Genomic DNA, 17,565 nt, shown 5'->3' on the forward strand with positions numbered 1-17,565 from the left:
CTTTCATCCCGCGTGCGTTGAGCAAAAAAGGAACCGCCGCACCGAGCGCCCATGTCGGGTCCTTGCCCCAGTAATAATATGCCACCGTATGGCAGGCCTCGACCGTGCCGGCCGTAGTGGCGTCGGCGGCCTGCAGGCCAGGCACCAGCTCGCCGGCAGCAAAAACCTGGATCTGGAAATTGCCGTCGGTGGCTTCCGACAGCATCTTCGAGAACACCTCGGCGCCGCCATAGATGGTGTCGAGCGACTTCGGGAAGGACGACGCCAGCCGCCATGTCACCTTGGGATTGGATTGGGCGATCGCAGGCGCCGCCAGCGTGGCCGCCGCGGCCGCGGCACCGACGCCGGTGACACCGGCCTTGCGAATGAATGAACGACGATCCATGAAGTTCCTCCCTTTTGGATCAACAGGCCGACGTCAGGAAATCCTCGGTTTCCGAGTCGGTTCGTTCGAGACAATACACAGGCAAGAAGTCGAGTCCAGCAGGCCGGCCCGATTTGACGGCGAAGCCCGGCTGCCCTGCAACTATAGTCTAACAGGCCATTTCGTGGCCCATGCGACACGCCGAAACTTGGCATGGAAAAACAACCGGGGATCGCCTATTTTAGCGGCAGGTATCCCTTGCCCAGATGGAACATAGAGCCAAAATGCATCAGCCGCTCGTCGCCATATCGACCGACGTCCGTCAGTTCGACAACTACACCTGGCATGCCGCCCCACAACAATATCTGGAAGCGGCGATTACCGGCGCGGGCGTGTTTCCGCTGCTGGTGCCATCGTTCGGCGACCGGCTCGATTTCGACGAACTTCTGTCGTCGGTCGACGGCGTCATGGTCACCGGCTCGAAATCCAATGTGCATCCCTCGCTCTATGGCGGCGACGCCAGCGAAGCCAATGGCCCCTATGACCCGGCGCGCGACGCCACGACGCTGCCGCTGATCCGGCGGGCGATCGAACGCGGCGTGCCGCTGCTTGCCATCTGCCGTGGCATCCAGGAATTGAACGTGGCGCTGGGCGGCACGCTCGGCACCGAGATCCAGGAGCGCGAGGGTTCGCTCGACCACCGCGCGCCGGTGAGCGACAAGCAGGACGAACGCTTCGCCATCCACCAGACCATTTCGATCAAACCTGACAGTTGCCTGGCCCGCGTGTTCGGTGCCGGCGACATCAAGGTCAATTCGTTGCACCGCCAGGCGATCGACCGGCTCGGCTCGAAGCTGCAGGTCGAGGCCGTCGCCACCGACGGCACGGTCGAGGCGGTTTCGGTGCGCGACGCCCGCGCCTTCGCCGTCGGCGTGCAATGGCACCCGGAATACTGGGTCAAGTCGGACAGCAATTCGGTGAAGATATTCCGTGCCTTCGGCGATGCGGTTCGGCTGCACGCCGCAGCGAAGGCTGGCGCGCGGGCCGCAGCGGAATAATCAGTCGCCAGATTTCTTATCACCGGTGGCCGCCAGCGACAGCAACGGTAGCGCCGGGGCATAGGATTCGTAGCCGTCGCCGTCGGCAGCCGCGAATGTGACGATCGGATCGACGCCGTTGGCGCTGAAGGCGACCGTGCCGTCGTTTTGCTCGCGCCAGAACTTCGCCTGCTCTATGCCCGGCAAGAGCCGGCGGCATTTGGGAGCAACGGTGAGCAGCGACAAACCGTCCGAAATTTCGGCCCCGCGGCTGACTGCACAGACCGCCTCATCGCCATTGGCGACCAGCCTGTAGCTGTTGGACGGGGCGGCCTCGTTGGCCACGCTTTCCCGGCTGCCGCCATGAAACAGCTGGATGCCACCAAACAGCGCTGCGGCAGCGATCAATGTGGAAAGTGCTTTCATCATTCTCCATCCACGTACACGGACAGGTTGAACAATGATTCCAAAGCGTTAAGCTGACGTTAATAAATGTGGCGGCCTGCCATTCAAGCTCGCGCTTTGACGTGCGCCGTCTCGGGCACCGGGGTCAGCGGACGGCGCTCGGTGAACCAGGACACCAGATTGTCGACACACAGATCTGCCATGGCGCGGCGGGTGTGGTCCGAGGCCGAGCCGACATGCGGCAGCAGCGAGGGGTTGGGAGCGTCGAGCAGCGCCTTGGGCACATTCGGTTCGTCGGCAAAGACATCAAGACCGGCAGCCGCGATGGTGCCGGTGGCAAGGGCTGCCGCAAGCGCTGCCTCGTCGACCGTGCTGCCGCGGCCGATGTTGACGAAGACGCCGTTGGTGCCAAGCGCCGACAGGATCTCGGCATTGACCGCCTTCTCCGTCGAGGCGCCCCCTGGCGCGACCGAAATCAGCGTATCGACGGCTTCGGCAAGCCCTTTCAGGGTCGGGTGATACTGGTAGGAAAGACCTTCGACACGGCGCCGGTTGTGGTAGGCGACCGGCAAGCCAAAAGCTTCCAGACGCCGGGCGACGGCCTGCCCAATGCGGCCCATGCCGAAAATACCCACACTGCGCCCGCGCAAGGTCAGCCGGCTCAGCGGATAGTTGCCCTTGCGCAACCAGCTGCCGTCGCGCAGCCAGGTTTCGGCGCGCGGCAGATCACGGATGGTGTTGATCAACAGCCCGATCGTGGTGTCGGCGACCTCCTCGGTCAACACGTCGGGCGTGTTGGTGACCATGATGTTCTTTGCTCGGGCATGGCCAACATCGACCGAATCATAGCCGACGCCGAAGGAGGCGATGAGTTCGAGGTTGGGCAGTGCATCCATCATCGCCGCGTTGATGCCGGCAAATGAAGCGATGCCGCGCACATCACTGCGCATCTCGTCGGTGACGAGCGCTGGATCGGCGCGTTCGATTCTGACACGCCTGAACGTGCGGTTGATGCGGTCGACCGCATGGTCGTTGAAATCGCCCGGCACCAGTATAGCGACGGTCTGCAGCTGTTCGGCCTTGGTCATGCACGCTCCACCGGCTTGCCGGTCGACTGACGCACATGCAGTTCCGGCTTGATCAATTCCTGCGAGGGTCGCACAGTCTGGCCGTTGAGCTTGTCGAGCAGCGCGCTCGCGGCGCGGCGGCCAACCTCGCGCTGGCCGTTCCAGACAGTGGTCAGGGCCGGCGTCGCGATCGCCGCCTCTTCGAGGTCGTCATAGCCGGTGACCGAGATGTCGACGCCCGGCACAAGGCCGGCACGGGCAATACCGTTCATCAGGCCGATGGCGACGAGGTCGTTCCAGCAGCAGGCTGCCGTCGGCCTGTCTTTCAGCGCCAGGAACTGTCCGGCAGCCTCGAAACCGGCCTGCTTGGTGCGCGGCCCGGCGATGCGCCATGACGGCCTGACTTCAAGCCCGGCCGCCTCCATCGCGTTGACATAACCCTGGTACCGGTCACGACCGGTCGAGGTCTGGTCGGTGCCGCCGATCATGGCGATGCGCTTGTGGCCGAGCGAGATCAGATGGTTGGTGGCAAGGCCTGTCCCATAGGAGTCGTCGCCGCGAAAGACCGGCACGTCGGCACCCTCGACGGTGCGCGCGATCAGCACCGCCGGCAGGCCGTTCTCCTCGGCCATCAGGATGTCGGAAGCCGGCGTGCCTATCGCCGGCGACATGATGACGCCGTCGGCGCCGAGTTGCAAAAGCGTATCGATGAAGGTGCGCTGCTTTTCGAGTTGGTCGTAGTGATTGGACAGGATGAAGGTCTGCCGGCTGCGGTCGAGCTCGCTTTCGATCGAGCGCAGGATCTCGGCGAAGAACGGGTTCATGATGTCGTGGACGACGACGCCGACAATGCCGGAACGCGAGGTGCGCAGGCTGGCGGCGCGACGGTTGTAGATATAGCCGATGGCGCGTGCATGTTCCTTGATGCGGTCGCGGGTGGCGCCGGCAACCAGAGGGCTGTCGCGCAGTGCCAGCGAGACCGTGGCCGTGGACACGCCGAGCGCATCCGCGATCGTCGAAAGCTTGATTTTTTGTGCCAGCGCCTTGCGCTCCCCGGACCTGAATTTCCAGACCTAAACTGTTTAAAGGCGGCGTTATGCCACCGATCGGGGGCAAATCAAAGTTTTTTTGCCAACGCTTCGGCCTCGACATCCGAGGCCGCGCGGCTCCGCAGCCGAAGCCTATGCTCGCGATGGACGATGTAGAGGCCGCTGGCGACGATGATGGCGGCGCCGACCAATGTCCAGCGGTCGGGAAACTGCTTGAAGACGATCCAGCCGGAAATGATCATCCACACCATCTGCGAATAGGGATAGGGCGCCAAAGCCGTGGTCGTTGCCAGCCGGTAGGCCTGGACCAGCAGCCAGTGACCGACGCCGCCGAACACGCCGAGCATGAGCAGCACGAACCAGTGCCAGCCGTCATGCGGCAGGGAAAACGAAAACGGCAGCAGGGGTAACAGCAGCAGCGCCGGCGCCAGCGCCGAGAACAGGATGAGGCTCTCCGATGTCTCGGTCGCCGACATGCGGCGCGTCATGATGACGTAGAAGCAGTTCGACAGCATCGAGCCGAGCGCGAAGAGATGCCCGATGCCGAAAACGCCGACGCCCGGCCGGGTGATGATGAGGACCCCGGCGAAGGCCGCCAGGATGGCCAGCCAGCGCCGCCAGCCTGCCCACTCGCCAAGCAGCGGACCGGCCAGCGCCGTGATCACCATCGGCCCGAAGAAATAGATCGAGGTGGTCTCGGCCAGTTGCAGGGATCTGAGCGCCAGGACGTTGAAGATGGTCGAGCCGAACAGGAACGCTCCGCGCAGGACATGCGCCGGCAGGTTGACCGGGCGAAACCGCGCCGGTTGGCGCCAGCCGCGCAGCAGCGTGCCGACCAGCACGACATGCACGGCAAAGCGCACCCAGGCGACGATCAGCACGGAAACGCCGGCAAGCACGAGGTATTTGCTTGATGTGTCGAGGAAGGTGAAGCAGACATAGGTGGAAAGCATGCACAGGATCGCCACCGGGGGCGTCGCGCTTTCTACATGTCTTTGGGGAGCACTCACTTGCAGGCCGGGTGGGAAGCTGGGCTGGAGCCCACCTTTGCGGGAATTGCCGGCTCCCGGCAAGGCAATTGTCGGCTGTCGCCACGCCAAAGCCGGCTGGCACAACAAGTGTCGGCGGCAGGCTTAGTCGATACCTTTAAAAGCTACGGGTGCATGCGGGCGCCCTTGGTGATCTTGTCGACCAGCTTCTTCTCGGCGCGAAGCGCGATCCCGACCACCTTGGCGTCTTCAGGCGCGAATTCGGCGAAGACGGCGCGATTGGCCGCGTCGAAGCCGGTCGCGAACATCTCCTCGACATAGAGCGAGGTGGTCACGCCGCGCTCCAGCGTGCGCCGGTGGATCGTGCCCAGCGTCGTCTGGTCGGCGGACAAAACGATGACCGGCTGGATCGACAGCGGGTTGTAGAGATTGCCGGCGCGGTCGCGATAGGGTTCGCCGATGATGTCGGGAAACTGGGCAACGATGCCGCTGGTCAGGAAGGCGGTGACGTTGAGTTTCTGCCAGACCGGCAGAGCCTCCCGGAGCACGATTGCAAATTTCGTATCGAACATGAGAAAACAGACCATTCGAGGTTGCGCCCCGGTTTCGGGGCTGAAGGAGACGATGTCGCACGATCTAGACAGCCAGGCCTTCAGGGGTCTTGGACGTTTGTGCGCTGATGCGGCGGAAAACTGCATCATCTCCGCCCCCGATCCCGCCGGCATGGAGCGGATCGAGGCGCGTTTCCATGGCAGCGCTTTCGACCTGCATCGCCACGACACCTACTCGATGGGGGTGACGCTGCACGGGGTGCAGACGTTTCGCTATCTCGGCGCTGCGCGCCACAGCCTGCCCGGCCAGATCATCGTGCTGCATCCCGACGAGTTGCACGACGGCGGTGCCGGCACCGAGGACGGCCTGCGCTACCGAATGCTTTATCTGGAGCCGTCGCTGATGCTCGATTGCCTTGGCGGCGCTTCGCTGCCTTTTGTCAGGGATGGTGTGGTGACGGACGCGGCCTTTTGCGCAACGTTGCTTTCGGCGCTGGGGCCGCTGGAGCAGGAACTCGACGAGTTGTTCGTCGACGACTTCCTGGCCCAACTGATGCAAAGCCTGACCCGGCATGGCGGCCAGCCGGCAAAGCCGATGACCAGGACGGCGTGGCGGGCGGCGGCACTGGCGCGCGACTATCTCACGGAAAACCTGACCCGGCCGGTCCGTTCCGAAGAACTGGAAGCGATAACCGGGCTCGACCGCTATGCCTTGTCACGGCATTTCCGCGCCGCTTTCTCCACCAGTCCGCATCGCTTCCTGGTGATGCGCCGGCTTCAGCGTGCACGGCGGATGATCGCCGCCGGCGAACCGTTGGCGCAGATCGCGGTCGAAGCCGGCTTCAGCGACCAGAGCCATTTCATCAGGCAATTCAAGAAGGCGTTCGGCATGACACCGGGACGCTGGTCGTCGCTGATCCAGGGCTCTGCCGCGGCGGCTTGATCGCCTGCCGCGACAATCTGCCGGTCAGTCGTCCGACTCGGCGTCGTCGTCGATGAGCACCAGTTCCTCGTTCGAGAGGTTGGCCTCGATGCGGGCAAGCAGTTTGAACAGCGACTTCTGGTCCTTCTTGTCGAGGCCCTTCAGCGCCTGCTTTTCCGTCTTCTTCACCGATTTCTCGATGGCGTGTATGATGTCGCGGCCTGTATCGGTGAGGAAGATATGGGCCTGGCGGGCATCGGCCTCCGAGGCGCGCTTCTCCAGGAAACCCTGGGCCTGCAGCCGGTTGATGGTCTTGGTGATCGTCGGCGGGCGCACGCCGAGACGTCCGGCAAGATTGCCCGGCGTCTGGCCGTCCTCACGGTCGAGCGCCAGCATGATCTGGTCCTGGCCGGCATAGAAGCCGTGCGCCAGAAGCCGGGCAGCCAGCGCCGTTCTTGCCAGCCTTGCCGCGGAATGCAGCCGGCTCATTGTCGCAGTCTTGTCCGCCTTGGCCATGGTCTTCCCTCTTCGGCCGTACCGGTGCGGGCAGCATAGAGGCAGCCGGCCGGTTGGCAATCGACGATCAAAAAGATTCCGGTGCTTCAAACAGCTTTGCCGGCAAGCATTGTGGTGTCCGCCGTGGCTAATGCCAGATGTTTATTTCAGTTAGATGACAAACGAATTCCCAGCCGGAGTTTTCGTCGCGAGCAGGGTGGTGGAGTGACCGCCGCTCAGCCGGGCTTCACCGCCACGATCATCAGCGCCTGATAGGCATCCTCCAGTTCGCGCAGCGCAGCCTGCGATTGCGGTCCGGCCCGCCTGGCGATGCCGTCCGCGGCATTCGAGGTGTCGCGCTTGCCGGGCCGGTCATTGTAGGGCGCGACTGTGGTGAATATCTGCCCGCTGAGGCTGTCGGGGAAGAACAACTGTCCGGTCATCACCGAACTGTCGTTAGGGAAGACCTTGAAATGGATATGGGTGGTGCGGCCGCGATACCAGCCGGGATAGATGGTGGCGAAGGAAACGATGCCGCTTGCATCGGTCTTCTGCCAACCACGCAGGAAGGTCTGGCCCGACGTGTCGACGTCGCGGCCGTCACCCTGTCCGGGATAGCCGGAATAGGCGCCTTGCGCGTCGCAATGCCAGATGTCGACGCGGGCGCCGGCAAGTGGGCGGCAGTCCACGTCGACAACCTGCAGCCGGACGTCAAGGGCAATACCTTTCTTGCCCTCGGTGACATCGGCACGTTCGAGTTTCGGGTCGAAATAGAACGGCCCCTCGATCACTTCAGGCGTAATGGTGCAGACACCGGCGCCGGTTTCGAACAAGGCCAGTCCGGCATAAAGCGAGGCCTGGGTAGCCGAAGATTGGGCGGCCATTGCCGAGGCCGGCAGGAAGGCACCACCTCCGGCTGTGACCGCGATCAACCCGAGCGCCTGGCGCCGGCTCAATGAGAAGGAGGATGGCTTGCCGGACATATCTTGCCTCTCGAATTGGCCTTCCGCATCCTGACCTAGGCAATCACAGCGGCTCTCGCCAGTCAAAATCCTGTAATGTAGCAAGCCGGTTTGGCCTATCGGTTTGCCCCGTGCAAAAGCCCGGCACACATCCTATATGGAGCCAACAATCCCATTTCTTAGGCCGATTTTTCGCGGCCCAGATAATTCGAGGCAAGCCATGAGCGACGCACAGACGCAGATCCCCGTAACCGTTCTCACCGGCTATCTCGGCGCCGGCAAGACGACGCTGCTCAACCGCATCCTGTCGGAAAACCACGGCAAGCGCTACGCCGTTATCGTTAACGAGTTCGGCGAAATCGGCATCGACAACGATCTGATCGTGGAGTCCGACGAGGAAATCTACGAGATGAACAATGGCTGCGTCTGCTGCACGGTGCGCGGCGACCTGATCCGTGTCGTCGAGGGCCTGATGCGCCGACCCGGCCGCTTCGACGCCATTGTCGTCGAGACCACCGGGCTCGCCGATCCGGTGCCGGTGGCGCAAACCTTCTTCATGGACGACGACGTGCGCTCCAAGACCAGGCTCGATGCGGTGGTGGCGCTGGTCGACGCCAAGCACCTGCCGTTGCGGCTCAAGGATTCCAGGGAAGCCGAAGACCAGATCGCCTTCGCCGACGTCGTCGTGCTCAACAAGACCGACCTCGTCACCCCCGAAGAACTCGCCAAGGTCGAGGCGACGATCCGCGCCATCAATCCGGCGGCGAAGATCCACCGCACGACGCGAGCCGGCGTCGACCTGACCGAAGTGCTCGACCGCGGCGCGTTCGACCTGTCCCGGGCACTGGAAAACGACCCGCATTTCCTCGAGGCGCATCACGATCACGATCACCATAACCATGACCATGACCATGACCACGATCACCACCACCATGATCATGACGGGCGCCACCATCATGCGCATGCTTCCGACATCCATGACGTGACGGTACAGTCGGTGTCGCTGCGCGGCGGCGAGATGGACGCGAAGAAATTCTTCCCCTGGATCGAGAAGATCACCCAGATGGAAGGCCCCAACATCCTGCGGCTGAAAGGCATCATCGCGCTCAAGGGGGACGACGAGCGCTATGTCATCCAAGGCGTGCACATGATCATCGAGGGCGACCATCAGCGCGCCTGGAAGGACGGCGAAAAACATGAGAGCCGGCTGGTGTTCATCGGCAGGGAACTCGACGCCGAGCGGCTGAAGAAGAGTTTTGACGCCTGCCAGGTGGCTTGATTTCCAAGCCTTATAACGCTAGCGCTGCCGCTTCTGTCCTTCTCCCCCTGTGGGAGAAGGTGGCCGTGCGAAGCTCGGTCGGATGAGGGGTGCTCCAGCTGGGCACCGACGGCGATCCGTCCAACACCCCTCAACCGTCTCGGCGCTGCGCGCCGATCCACCTTCTCCCACAGGGGAGAAGGTTGGCGCCACCCCTGGCCGCGCTGGCGACTTCCCGGGATGGCAACAAACTTCATTGGAAGGTCTCTGATGCCCACAGTCGCCCCCCTTGATCTCGAAGGCCATTGCATCGCCGCCGTCTTTCTCGGCGACGTGCCGCATTTCGCGATGGCCGACGGCGCCGTCCATCGGCTCGACCATGGCCACAAGACAGTTCAGGCCAATGACGGGGTGCTTGCCGCCTTTCATGATGCGGCCAATGACCGGCTGATCACCGGCGGCGAGGACGGCAAGGTGTTTTCCGTGAAAGCGGGAGGCGAGGCCACGGAATTGGCAAGCGCGGCCAAGAAGTGGATCACCAGCGTTGCCGCCGGGCCGCAAGGCGCCATCGCCTATGCCTCAGGCAAGACCGCCTTCGTGCGCTTCGCCGACGGCAAGACCAGGGAATTCGTCCATCCGCGTTCGATCGAGGGGCTGGCCTTCTCGCCCAAGGGCATGCGCTTCGGCGTCGCCCGCTACAATGGCGCGACGCTGCATTTCCCGGCCGCAGAGGGCAAGCCGGTGGAACTCGAATGGGCCGGCGCCCACACCGGCATCACCTTCTCTCCCGATGGCGCCTTCCTCGTCACCACCATGCAGGAAAACGCACTGCACGGCTGGAAGCTCGCCGACGGCAAGCACATGCGCATGACCGGCTATCCCGGCAAGGTCAAAAGCCTGTCGTGGAGCGTGAAGGGCAAGTGGCTGGCGAGTTCTGGCGCGCCGGCGGCGATCGTCTGGCCGTTTTCAGGCAAGGACGGGCCGATGGGCAAGGCGCCGCTGGAACTCGGCACGCGCGGCAACGCCATGGTGACGGCTGTCGCCTGCCACCCGAGCCAGGATGTCGTCGCCGTCGGCTATGATGACGGCATGGTGATGGCGGTGCGTTTTGCCGACGCCAAGGAAGTGCTGTTGCGACGGCCGGGCAAGGGCGCCATCACCTCGATGATGTGGGACAAGGAAGAACGCCGTGTCGCCTTCGGCAGTGCCGCCGGCGATTGCGGCGTCATCGACATCACGGCCTGACCAAGCTCACTCCGCTCCGCACGACACTTTGCCGCTGATTTCAACCGGTTTGCCGTCCTGGTCGGTATCCGCCGCGGCGTCGTAGACGGCGAGCGTATAGCTCCCGTCGTAGACTCCTTCGTCGCTGGTCTTGGTCAGGATCGTCAGTTCGACCGAGTTGATCTTTGGCGCGGCCTCGTGCTCACGATAGATGTTCAGCCGCAATTCCTTGCCGTCGAGCCAGTACTGCGTCAGGTTGGAATCCTCGAACACGGTCTTACGCAGGCTGTCCCCGGCAGGCCGGCCCAGAATTTCGAGGTTGCCGCGAAAGTTGAAGGTCGGCCCGCCCATGCCTCTGGTGACGCCGGCCTCGACGTCGAATGTCACCGCCGTATCGTCGACGTTGCACCAGATGCCGCCGGATGCGAAGGCCGCGCTAGCCGACGACAGAAGCGTTGCCATACAGATGATCGTCCGCATTTTTGCCCCCCAACCTCAACTCCCACTCATATTGGCACCGACTTCGGCAGCACGGTCAAGCGCCGCCGCCAAAGGCTGAGCCAATGCAGGACAGACGCGCGGCCAATTGCGGATGCGGGCACGGATTGTCTAAGAGGGACAGACCAGAGGGGTTTTTCATGCACAGCGACACGTCAAAGACGTCCATCGGCGGTATCCGCCGCGACCGCATTGCCGATCTGCGCGAGACCGAGGGGGCAGCCTTCCGTAAGGCGCGGCCGCAATCGCAGGCAAAGGTCGGCAACGGGCTGCCCGGCTTCTTCGGCGGCGTGCCGATGCACTGGATGAACGACTGGCCGACGCCATTTCCGATCCTGGTCGACAGCGCCAGGGGTGCAACGATCATCGACATCGATGGCAACAGGCTCGATGATTTCTGCCTTGGCGACACCGGCTCGATGTTCGGCCATTCGCCGCCGCCGGTGGCACGCGCCATCCGCCGCCAGGCCGGACGCGGCCTGACCTATATGCTGCCTTCGGAAGATGCGCTCGCCATCGGGCCGCTGCTGCAGCAGCGCTTCGGCATGCCATTCTGGCAGATCGCGACGACGGCGACCGACGCCAACCGCTTTGCGCTGCGTGTTGCCCGTGCCGTCACCGGCCGCGAAAAGATCCTCGTCTTCAACGGCTGCTATCACGGCTCGGTCGACGAGACGATGGTGCGGCTGATCGACGGCAAGCCCGTCAACCGGCCAGGATTGGCGGGCGAGTTCCGCGACTTGACCCGCACGGCCAAGGTCATCGAGTTCAACGATGTTTCGGCACTCGAAGCCGCGCTTGGGGATAAGGACGTGGCCTGCGTCATCGCCGAGCCGGTGCTGACCAACTCCTGCATGGTGCTTGCCGATCCGGGCTACCATGACGCCCTGCGCAAACTGACACGTCAAGCCGGCACACTGCTTCTGATCGACGAGACGCATACGATCTCGACCGGCCCCGGCGGCTACACGAGGAAATATGGTCTCGCCCCGGACTTCTTCGTGCTGGGCAAGCCGATCGCCGGCGGCGTGCCGGCCAGCGTGTGGGGCATGAGCGACGGCGTCGCCTCACGCTACGCCGCCTACAACAGGGAGAAGGAGCCGGGCTATTCCGGCATGGGCACGACACTCTCGGCCAACCCGCTGCAGTTCGCGGCGATGCGCGCCACGCTCGAAGAGGTGATGACGCAGGAAAACTACGACCGCATGGATCATCTGGCGCGGCGGCTCGATGCCGGGCTGACCGGCGTGATCGACCGCTATCGCCTGCCCTGGCATGTTTCGCGCGTCGGCGCCCGCGTCGAGTTCATCTGTGCGCCCGGCCCGCTGCGCAATGGCGCCGAGGCGGAAGTGGCGCATGCGCCGGAACTTGAGGCCGCCATCCATGTCGCGCTGGTCAATCGCGGCGTGCTGATCGCACCCTTCCACAACATGATGCTGATCTCGCCGGCGACCACTGGGACCCAGGTCAACCGGCTGATCACCGCCTTCGGCGCGGTTGCGGCAAAGCTTGCGGCATGAGACAAGCGGCGATGGACCACCCCAATGCCATGATGACCTCGCCTTCGGGCTCGACACCAGCCGAGGCGCAAGCCTTTCTCGACGCCCATCCCGAGATCGAGGCCTTCGATATCGTGCTGACCGATGCCAATGGCGTCGGCCGAGGCAAGATCGTGCGCCGGCATGAGCTCAAAAGCATCTTCGAGGGCGGCCGCCACATGCCGATCTCAATCCTCGGCCTCGACATTACCGGCGAGGATGTACACGAGACCGGGCTGATCTGGACGACCGGCGACGGCGACCTCAGGGCCTGGCCGATCCCCGGCACACTGGTGCCGCTCTATGGCACGAACCCGCCGCGCGGCCAGTTGCTGATGGCGATGTACATGCTCGACGGCCGGCCGATGTCGTCGGATCCGCGGCTGGCACTGGCTCGGCAGGTGGAGATCCTCGCGGCCAAGGGCCTCTATCCGGCTGGCGCCTTCGAACTTGAATTCTTCCTGCTGGCCAATGAGCGCGATGCCGACGGCAAGGTGCAGCCGGCGCGCGCCGTGCTCGATGGCCGCGTCTCGGGCAAGACGGAAGTCTATTCCGTCGACCATCTGCACGGCATGGAGCCGCTGTTTTCCGACATCTATGCGGCGGCCAAGGCGCAAGGCATTCCGGCCGAGACGGTGATTTCCGAATATGCGCCCGGCCAATACGAATTGACGCTGAACTACCGCAAGGATGTGATGCGGGCGGCCGACGATCTGGTCATGCTGAAGCGGCTGGTGCGGGCGCAGGCGCGCCGCCACGGCGTCACCGCCTGTTTCATGGCCAAGCCGATCGAGAAGTATGCCGGCTCTGGCATGCATTTCCATGTATCGCTGCAGGACAAGGCCGGCCGAAACGTCTTTGCCGAAGCCGGCGGCGAGAGCTGGTCGCTGCCGCTGCTGCAGGGGCTTGGCGGCCTGATCCAGACCATGGCGGAATCGATGCTGGTGTTTGCACCGCACGCCAATTCGTGGCGGCGCTTCGTTTCGCAATCCTATGCGCCGGTGGCGCCGACCTGGGGCGTCAACAACCGCTCGGTGGCGCTGCGTGTGCCGGCCGGCGACGTCAAGAACCGGCGCATCGAGCACCGGCCGTCCGGCGTCGACGCCAACCCCTATCTGATCGCCGCAACCGTGCTCGCCGGCATCATCAAAGGTATGGATGAAGGCCTCGATCCGGGACCCGAAACGACCGGCAACGGCTATGAGGCAGCGGTCACGCGCACGACCATGCCCGTCGACTGGCGCGCCGCTATCGAAGCGGCGCGGACGTCCAGCTTCCTGAAGAACGCGCTCGGCGAAGACCTGCACAGGACCTTCGTGGCGATCAAGCAGTCCGAGTACCTGCGTGTGGCACGCACGGTCAGCGAACTGGATTACCACCTCTACCTGCACGAGGTTTGATAGGTTCATGATGGGCGGCGATCACTTTTTCGCCGCCTCCATCAAATGAGGTAGCGGATCTCCTGATCAGAACATATCATGAACATATGAGCGCACTTACCGTCCGTGAAAAACTGGCTGTCCTCTCCGATGCCGCCAAATACGATGCTTCCTGCGCCTCGTCTGGTGCGGCGAAAAAGGATTCGCTGAAGTCGGGCGGCATCGGATCCACCGAGGGCATGGGCATCTGCCATTCCTACGCGCCGGACGGCCGCTGCATTTCGCTGCTGAAAATCCTGCTGACCAATTTCTGCATCTACGATTGCAGCTATTGCATCAACCGCTCGTCCTCCAATGTGCGGCGCGCCCGTTTCACCATCGACGAGGTGGTGAAACTGACCATGGATTTCTACAGGCGCAACTATATCGAAGGCCTGTTCCTGTCTTCAGGCGTCATCCGCTCGCCGGACGAGACCATGGGCGAGATGGTCGAGGTGGCACGCCGACTGCGCTTGGAGGAGAAGTTCTCCGGCTACATCCATCTGAAGACGATCCCGGAAAGTTCGGCAGAACTGGTCGAGAAGGCCGGCCTCTATGCCGACCGGCTGTCGATCAATGTCGAACTGCCGACCGACGAGGGTGTGAAGCGGTTGGCGCCCGAGAAGAAGCCGGAGACAATCCGGCTTTCCATGGCCAGGCTGCGCCAGAAGATGGAGGAGAAGGCCGAGCCGACTTTGAAGACCAAAAAGCGCGAACGCTTTGCGCCGGGCGGCCAGTCGACGCAGATGATCATCGGCGCCGACAAGACATCCGACGACGGCATATTGCACACGAGCGCCCGGCTCTATGGCAGCTACCATTTGCGGCGCGTATATTACTCGGCCTTCAGTCCGATTCCGGATTCGTCATCGTCGCTGCCCCTGCAGAAGCCACCGCTGATGCGCGAGCATCGGCTCTATCAAGCCGACTGGCTGATGCGGTTCTACGGATTTTCACAGCCGGAAATCCTTGCCGGGAGCAGCGACGGCATGCTCGATCTCGCCATCGACCCGAAGCTCGCCTGGGCGCTGCGCAACCGGGGACAGTTTCCGGTCGACATCAACCGCGCCGACCGCGAAGCGCTGCTGCGGGTGCCGGGTCTCGGCACCAAGGTGGTGGCAAAAATTTTGGAGACGCGCCGGCACCGGCGCATGCGGCTCGAGGACGTCGGACGGATCTGCCAGTCGATCGCCAAGCTCAGGCCCTTCATCGTCGCCGAAGGCTGGTCCCCTGGTGCGCTGACCGACAAGGCCGGCCTGCGCGACAAGATCGTGCATCCTTGCGAACAACTGTCGCTGTTTTGACCATGCAGCCGGCTGAGTTCAACCTTGCCCGATACAATGTACGCCTCGACAGCGAGACCGATTTTTCCGGCTGGCGTGATGCGGCAAGGCGGCTGGCGCTGAACGAGGTCGGGCCGGAGGATATCAGCTGGCACGTAGCGCCCGGCTCCAACCAAAGCGATTTGCCCGAAGTGCCTGCGGGCGCGCAGCTCGTCGTACCGCGCGACTTGATCGGGCATGCCGAAACGGCGTTCTGCCATTCCGATCCCGGCCGGTTTGCCTTTCTCTACCGAATGCTTTGGCGGTTGCGCGACGAGCCTAAATTGCTGGAAATCGCGTCGGATCCCGACACCAGGCGGCTTGAGGCCATGGAAAAGGCGGTGCGGCGCGACAGCCACAAGATGCACGCCTTCGTACGCTTCCGGAAAATCGGCGACGGTGCCGATGAGCGCTATGTCGCCTGGTTCGAGCCGGATCATTTCATCGTCGAGCGCAACGCCGATTTCTTCGTCAGACGTTTCACCGGCATGCGCTGGACGATCCTGACGCCCTATGCCTCTGCCGACTGGGATGGCGAAAGGCTGGCTATCGGGCCGGGCGCGGCCAAGGGCGATGCGCCTGATCAAGATGATACCGAGGCGCTCTGGCGCACCTATTTCGAGAACATCTTCAATCCGGCGCGATTGAAGGTGAAGGCCATGCAGAAGGAGATGCCGAAGAAATATTGGCGGAACCTTCCCGAGGCTTCGCTCATTCCAGACATGATCGCAGGAGCGGACAAGGCCGCCAAGGACATGATTGCGAAGATGCCAACAACACCCGCGCCGCACCACGCCAAGGTGCAGGCACGGCATTGGCCGAAGCAGCCCGCCGAAGCACCGGAAGATGATGCAGACACGATTCCCGAGTTGCGTGAGGTAGCGAAAGGCTGCCGCCGCTGCCCGCTGTGGCGCGACGCGACGCAGACCGTCTTCGGTGAAGGCCCCGACAATGCCAAGGTGATCTTCGTCGGCGAACAGCCAGGCGATCAGGAGGACCTCGCCGGCAAACCTTTCGTTGGTCCGGCCGGCAAGGTGTTCGATGCGATCCTGGATGATGCCGGTGTCGATCGGCAAAAGGTCTATGTCACCAACGCGGTCAAGCACTTCAAGTTCGAGCCTCGCGGCAAGCGCCGCATCCACTCCAAGCCGAATTCCGGTGAGATTCAGGCCTGCCGCTGGTGGATCGACCAAGAATTCGAGCTGATCAAGCCGAACCTCGCTGTGGCACTGGGCGCGACAGCGGCGATGTCACTGCTCGGCAAGGCGATCCCGGTGACAAAGATGCGCGGACAAGTGATCGAGCGCGAGGACGGATTGCGCGTGTTCATCACCATCCATCCCTCCTTCATTCTGCGTATCCGCGAACCCGCGGACAAGGAGGCTGAACGCGAACGGTTCCTGCAGGATATGAAGCTGGTGAAGCGGCTGATGGCCGCCTGATCAGTCTGTTTTGCGCAATTCCGGGCGGAAAACCGCTTCACACTTTTCCTGGAATTGCTTCAGCTACCTGACCAGAATTGCCCTGAGATCGTTGACATTCGTACCGGTCGGGCCGGGTACGAAGAGATCGCCAACCGCGTTGAAGGCCGTCCAGGCATTGTTGCCGGCAAGCATAGCCTTGGCGTCCACCCCGGCTGCGCGCATGCGCGATACGGTCGAGCCATCGGCAAAGGCGCCGGCATTGTCTTCCGAACCGTCGATGCCGTCCGTGTCGGCCGCCAGTGCGTGGATGCCGTCGACACCATTGGCACCTATGGCGAAAGCGAGCAGGAATTCCGAGTTGCGGCCGCCCTTGCCTTTTGCCCGAAGGGTCACGGTTGTCTCGCCGCCCGACAAGATGAGCACCGGCTTTGGAAATGGCCGATTGCGCGTCGCCACTTCACGCGCGATCGCGGCATGGACGCCGCCAACCTCGCGCGCTTCCCCCTCGATGGCATCGGAGAGGATAACCGCCTCGACGCCTTGCCGTTTTGCCTCCGCAGCGGCGGCTTCCAGCGACACCCCGGCAGAGGCGATCAGATGCGCTTCGTTGCGCGAAAAGCGCTCGTCATCCGGGCTTGGCGCATCTGCGGCCGGCGAATTGATATGCGCCATCACCGAGGCCGGCAGTTTCATGCCATAGGCCGATATCGAGGCCAGCGCGTCGGCGCGGCTGCCTGTGTCCGGTACGGTTGGGCCGGAGGCGACCATTGCCGGATTGTCGCCGGGAATATCGGAGACGATCAGCGACACCACCCTGGCCGGCCATGCGGCTGCTGCCAGCCTGCCGCCCTTGATGGTGGAAAGATGCTTGCGGATGGTGTTCATCGCCGCGATCGGCGCACCCGAGGCGAGCAGCGCCTCATTGACGGCGATCTCGTCGGCCAACGTCAGGCCGCCGGCGGGCGACGGCAACAGCGCCGAGCCGCCGCCCGAAATCAGCGCCACCACCAGATCATCCTCGGTCAGACCCTGGACCTTGGCG

The 17,565-nt window shown here is 63.4% G+C and carries 17 protein-coding genes and 1 pseudogene; 8 read left to right on the top strand and 10 right to left on the bottom strand.

Annotated elements, in window-relative coordinates:
- Positions 1 to 385: pseudogene (locus tag EN943_RS23830) on the bottom strand (ABC transporter substrate-binding protein); the annotation flags it as partial.
- 263 nt (positions 386 to 648) lie between these two features.
- Between EN943_RS23830 and EN943_RS23835 the strand changes: the two are divergent.
- The gene (locus tag EN943_RS23835; RefSeq protein ID WP_127414868.1) at positions 649 to 1,422 is read left to right on the top strand and encodes a gamma-glutamyl-gamma-aminobutyrate hydrolase family protein; all 774 of its coding nucleotides are present in this window, start codon (positions 649 to 651) and stop codon (positions 1,420 to 1,422) included.
- Here EN943_RS23835 and EN943_RS23840 read toward each other — a convergent pair whose 3' ends face one another.
- The 5 genes from EN943_RS23840 to EN943_RS23860 all read right to left on the bottom strand — a co-directional run bounded on the left by EN943_RS23840 (position 1,423) and on the right by EN943_RS23860 (position 5,483).
- A complete protein-coding gene (locus EN943_RS23840) occupies positions 1,423 to 1,827 on the bottom strand; it encodes a hypothetical protein (protein WP_164778336.1) in 405 nt (134 codons plus the stop codon).
- An 83-nt stretch (positions 1,828 to 1,910) separates the two neighbouring features.
- Positions 1,911 to 2,894, bottom strand: coding sequence for a 2-hydroxyacid dehydrogenase (locus EN943_RS23845; protein ID WP_127414870.1), 984 nt, complete (start codon positions 2,892 to 2,894; stop codon positions 1,911 to 1,913).
- Positions 2,891 to 3,913 carry a LacI family DNA-binding transcriptional regulator gene (locus tag EN943_RS23850; RefSeq protein WP_127414871.1) on the bottom strand — a complete coding sequence of 341 codons (1,023 nt, stop codon included), beginning with the start codon at positions 3,911 to 3,913 and terminating at the stop codon, positions 2,891 to 2,893. The genes EN943_RS23845 and EN943_RS23850 overlap by 4 nt, the downstream gene beginning before the upstream one ends.
- A 77-nt stretch (positions 3,914 to 3,990) precedes the next feature.
- Positions 3,991 to 4,875 carry a DMT family transporter gene (locus EN943_RS23855; protein WP_164778334.1) on the bottom strand — a complete coding sequence of 295 codons (885 nt, stop codon included), beginning with the start codon at positions 4,873 to 4,875 and terminating at the stop codon, positions 3,991 to 3,993.
- 200 nt (positions 4,876 to 5,075) lie between these two features.
- Positions 5,076 to 5,483 carry a DUF2000 family protein gene (locus tag EN943_RS23860; RefSeq protein ID WP_127414879.1) on the bottom strand — a complete coding sequence of 136 codons (408 nt, stop codon included), beginning with the start codon at positions 5,481 to 5,483 and terminating at the stop codon, positions 5,076 to 5,078.
- Between the two features lie 52 nt (positions 5,484 to 5,535).
- On the opposite strand from EN943_RS23860, the gene EN943_RS23865 reads away from it, so the two are divergent.
- The gene (locus EN943_RS23865; RefSeq protein ID WP_127414873.1) at positions 5,536 to 6,405 is read left to right on the top strand and encodes an AraC family transcriptional regulator; all 870 of its coding nucleotides are present in this window, start codon (positions 5,536 to 5,538) and stop codon (positions 6,403 to 6,405) included.
- Positions 6,406 to 6,429: 24 nt separating this feature from the next.
- Here EN943_RS23865 and EN943_RS23870 read toward each other — a convergent pair whose 3' ends face one another.
- On the bottom strand, positions 6,430 to 6,900 hold the full coding sequence (locus EN943_RS23870; protein ID WP_013528223.1) for a MarR family winged helix-turn-helix transcriptional regulator: 471 nt from the start codon (positions 6,898 to 6,900) through the stop codon (positions 6,430 to 6,432).
- A gap of 215 nt (positions 6,901 to 7,115) precedes the next feature.
- Positions 7,116 to 7,862 carry an intradiol ring-cleavage dioxygenase gene (locus tag EN943_RS23875; RefSeq protein ID WP_127414874.1) on the bottom strand — a complete coding sequence of 249 codons (747 nt, stop codon included), beginning with the start codon at positions 7,860 to 7,862 and terminating at the stop codon, positions 7,116 to 7,118.
- A gap of 199 nt (positions 7,863 to 8,061) precedes the next feature.
- On the opposite strand from EN943_RS23875, the gene EN943_RS23880 reads away from it, so the two are divergent.
- Both EN943_RS23880 and EN943_RS23885 read left to right on the top strand, forming a co-directional pair.
- On the top strand, positions 8,062 to 9,120 hold the full coding sequence (locus tag EN943_RS23880) for a GTP-binding protein (protein ID WP_127414875.1): 1,059 nt from the start codon (positions 8,062 to 8,064) through the stop codon (positions 9,118 to 9,120).
- 249 nt (positions 9,121 to 9,369) lie between these two features.
- Positions 9,370 to 10,344, top strand: coding sequence for a WD40 repeat domain-containing protein (locus EN943_RS23885; protein ID WP_127414880.1), 975 nt, complete (start codon positions 9,370 to 9,372; stop codon positions 10,342 to 10,344).
- 6 nt (positions 10,345 to 10,350) lie between these two features.
- Here the strand turns inward: EN943_RS23885 and EN943_RS23890 are convergent, their stop codons facing one another.
- Positions 10,351 to 10,803, bottom strand: coding sequence for a hypothetical protein (locus tag EN943_RS23890; RefSeq protein WP_127414876.1), 453 nt, complete (start codon positions 10,801 to 10,803; stop codon positions 10,351 to 10,353).
- 158 nt (positions 10,804 to 10,961) lie between these two features.
- Here EN943_RS23890 and EN943_RS23895 point away from each other — a divergent pair, with 158 nt between their 5' ends.
- From EN943_RS23895 to EN943_RS23910, 4 genes are all read left to right on the top strand, one after another.
- The gene (locus tag EN943_RS23895; protein WP_127414877.1) at positions 10,962 to 12,341 is read left to right on the top strand and encodes an aspartate aminotransferase family protein; all 1,380 of its coding nucleotides are present in this window, start codon (positions 10,962 to 10,964) and stop codon (positions 12,339 to 12,341) included.
- 11 nt (positions 12,342 to 12,352) lie between these two features.
- On the top strand, positions 12,353 to 13,759 hold the full coding sequence (locus EN943_RS23900; protein WP_127414881.1) for a glutamine synthetase family protein: 1,407 nt from the start codon (positions 12,353 to 12,355) through the stop codon (positions 13,757 to 13,759).
- 86 nt (positions 13,760 to 13,845) lie between these two features.
- Positions 13,846 to 15,081 carry a putative DNA modification/repair radical SAM protein gene (locus EN943_RS23905; protein ID WP_127414878.1) on the top strand — a complete coding sequence of 412 codons (1,236 nt, stop codon included), beginning with the start codon at positions 13,846 to 13,848 and terminating at the stop codon, positions 15,079 to 15,081.
- Positions 15,082 to 15,083: 2 nt separating this feature from the next.
- Positions 15,084 to 16,541 (top strand): UdgX family uracil-DNA binding protein, encoded by a 1,458-nt coding sequence (locus tag EN943_RS23910; protein ID WP_127414882.1) that lies wholly within the window; start codon positions 15,084 to 15,086, stop codon positions 16,539 to 16,541.
- Between the two features lie 63 nt (positions 16,542 to 16,604).
- Here EN943_RS23910 and EN943_RS23915 read toward each other — a convergent pair.
- Positions 16,605 to 17,565 (bottom strand): glycerate kinase (locus EN943_RS23915; protein ID WP_164778335.1); only part of this gene is annotated, 961 nt, incomplete at its 5' end.

The sequence above is a fragment of the Mesorhizobium sp. M7A.F.Ca.US.006.01.1.1 genome, assembly GCF_003997935.1.
Classification (GTDB): domain Bacteria; phylum Pseudomonadota; class Alphaproteobacteria; order Rhizobiales; family Rhizobiaceae; genus Mesorhizobium.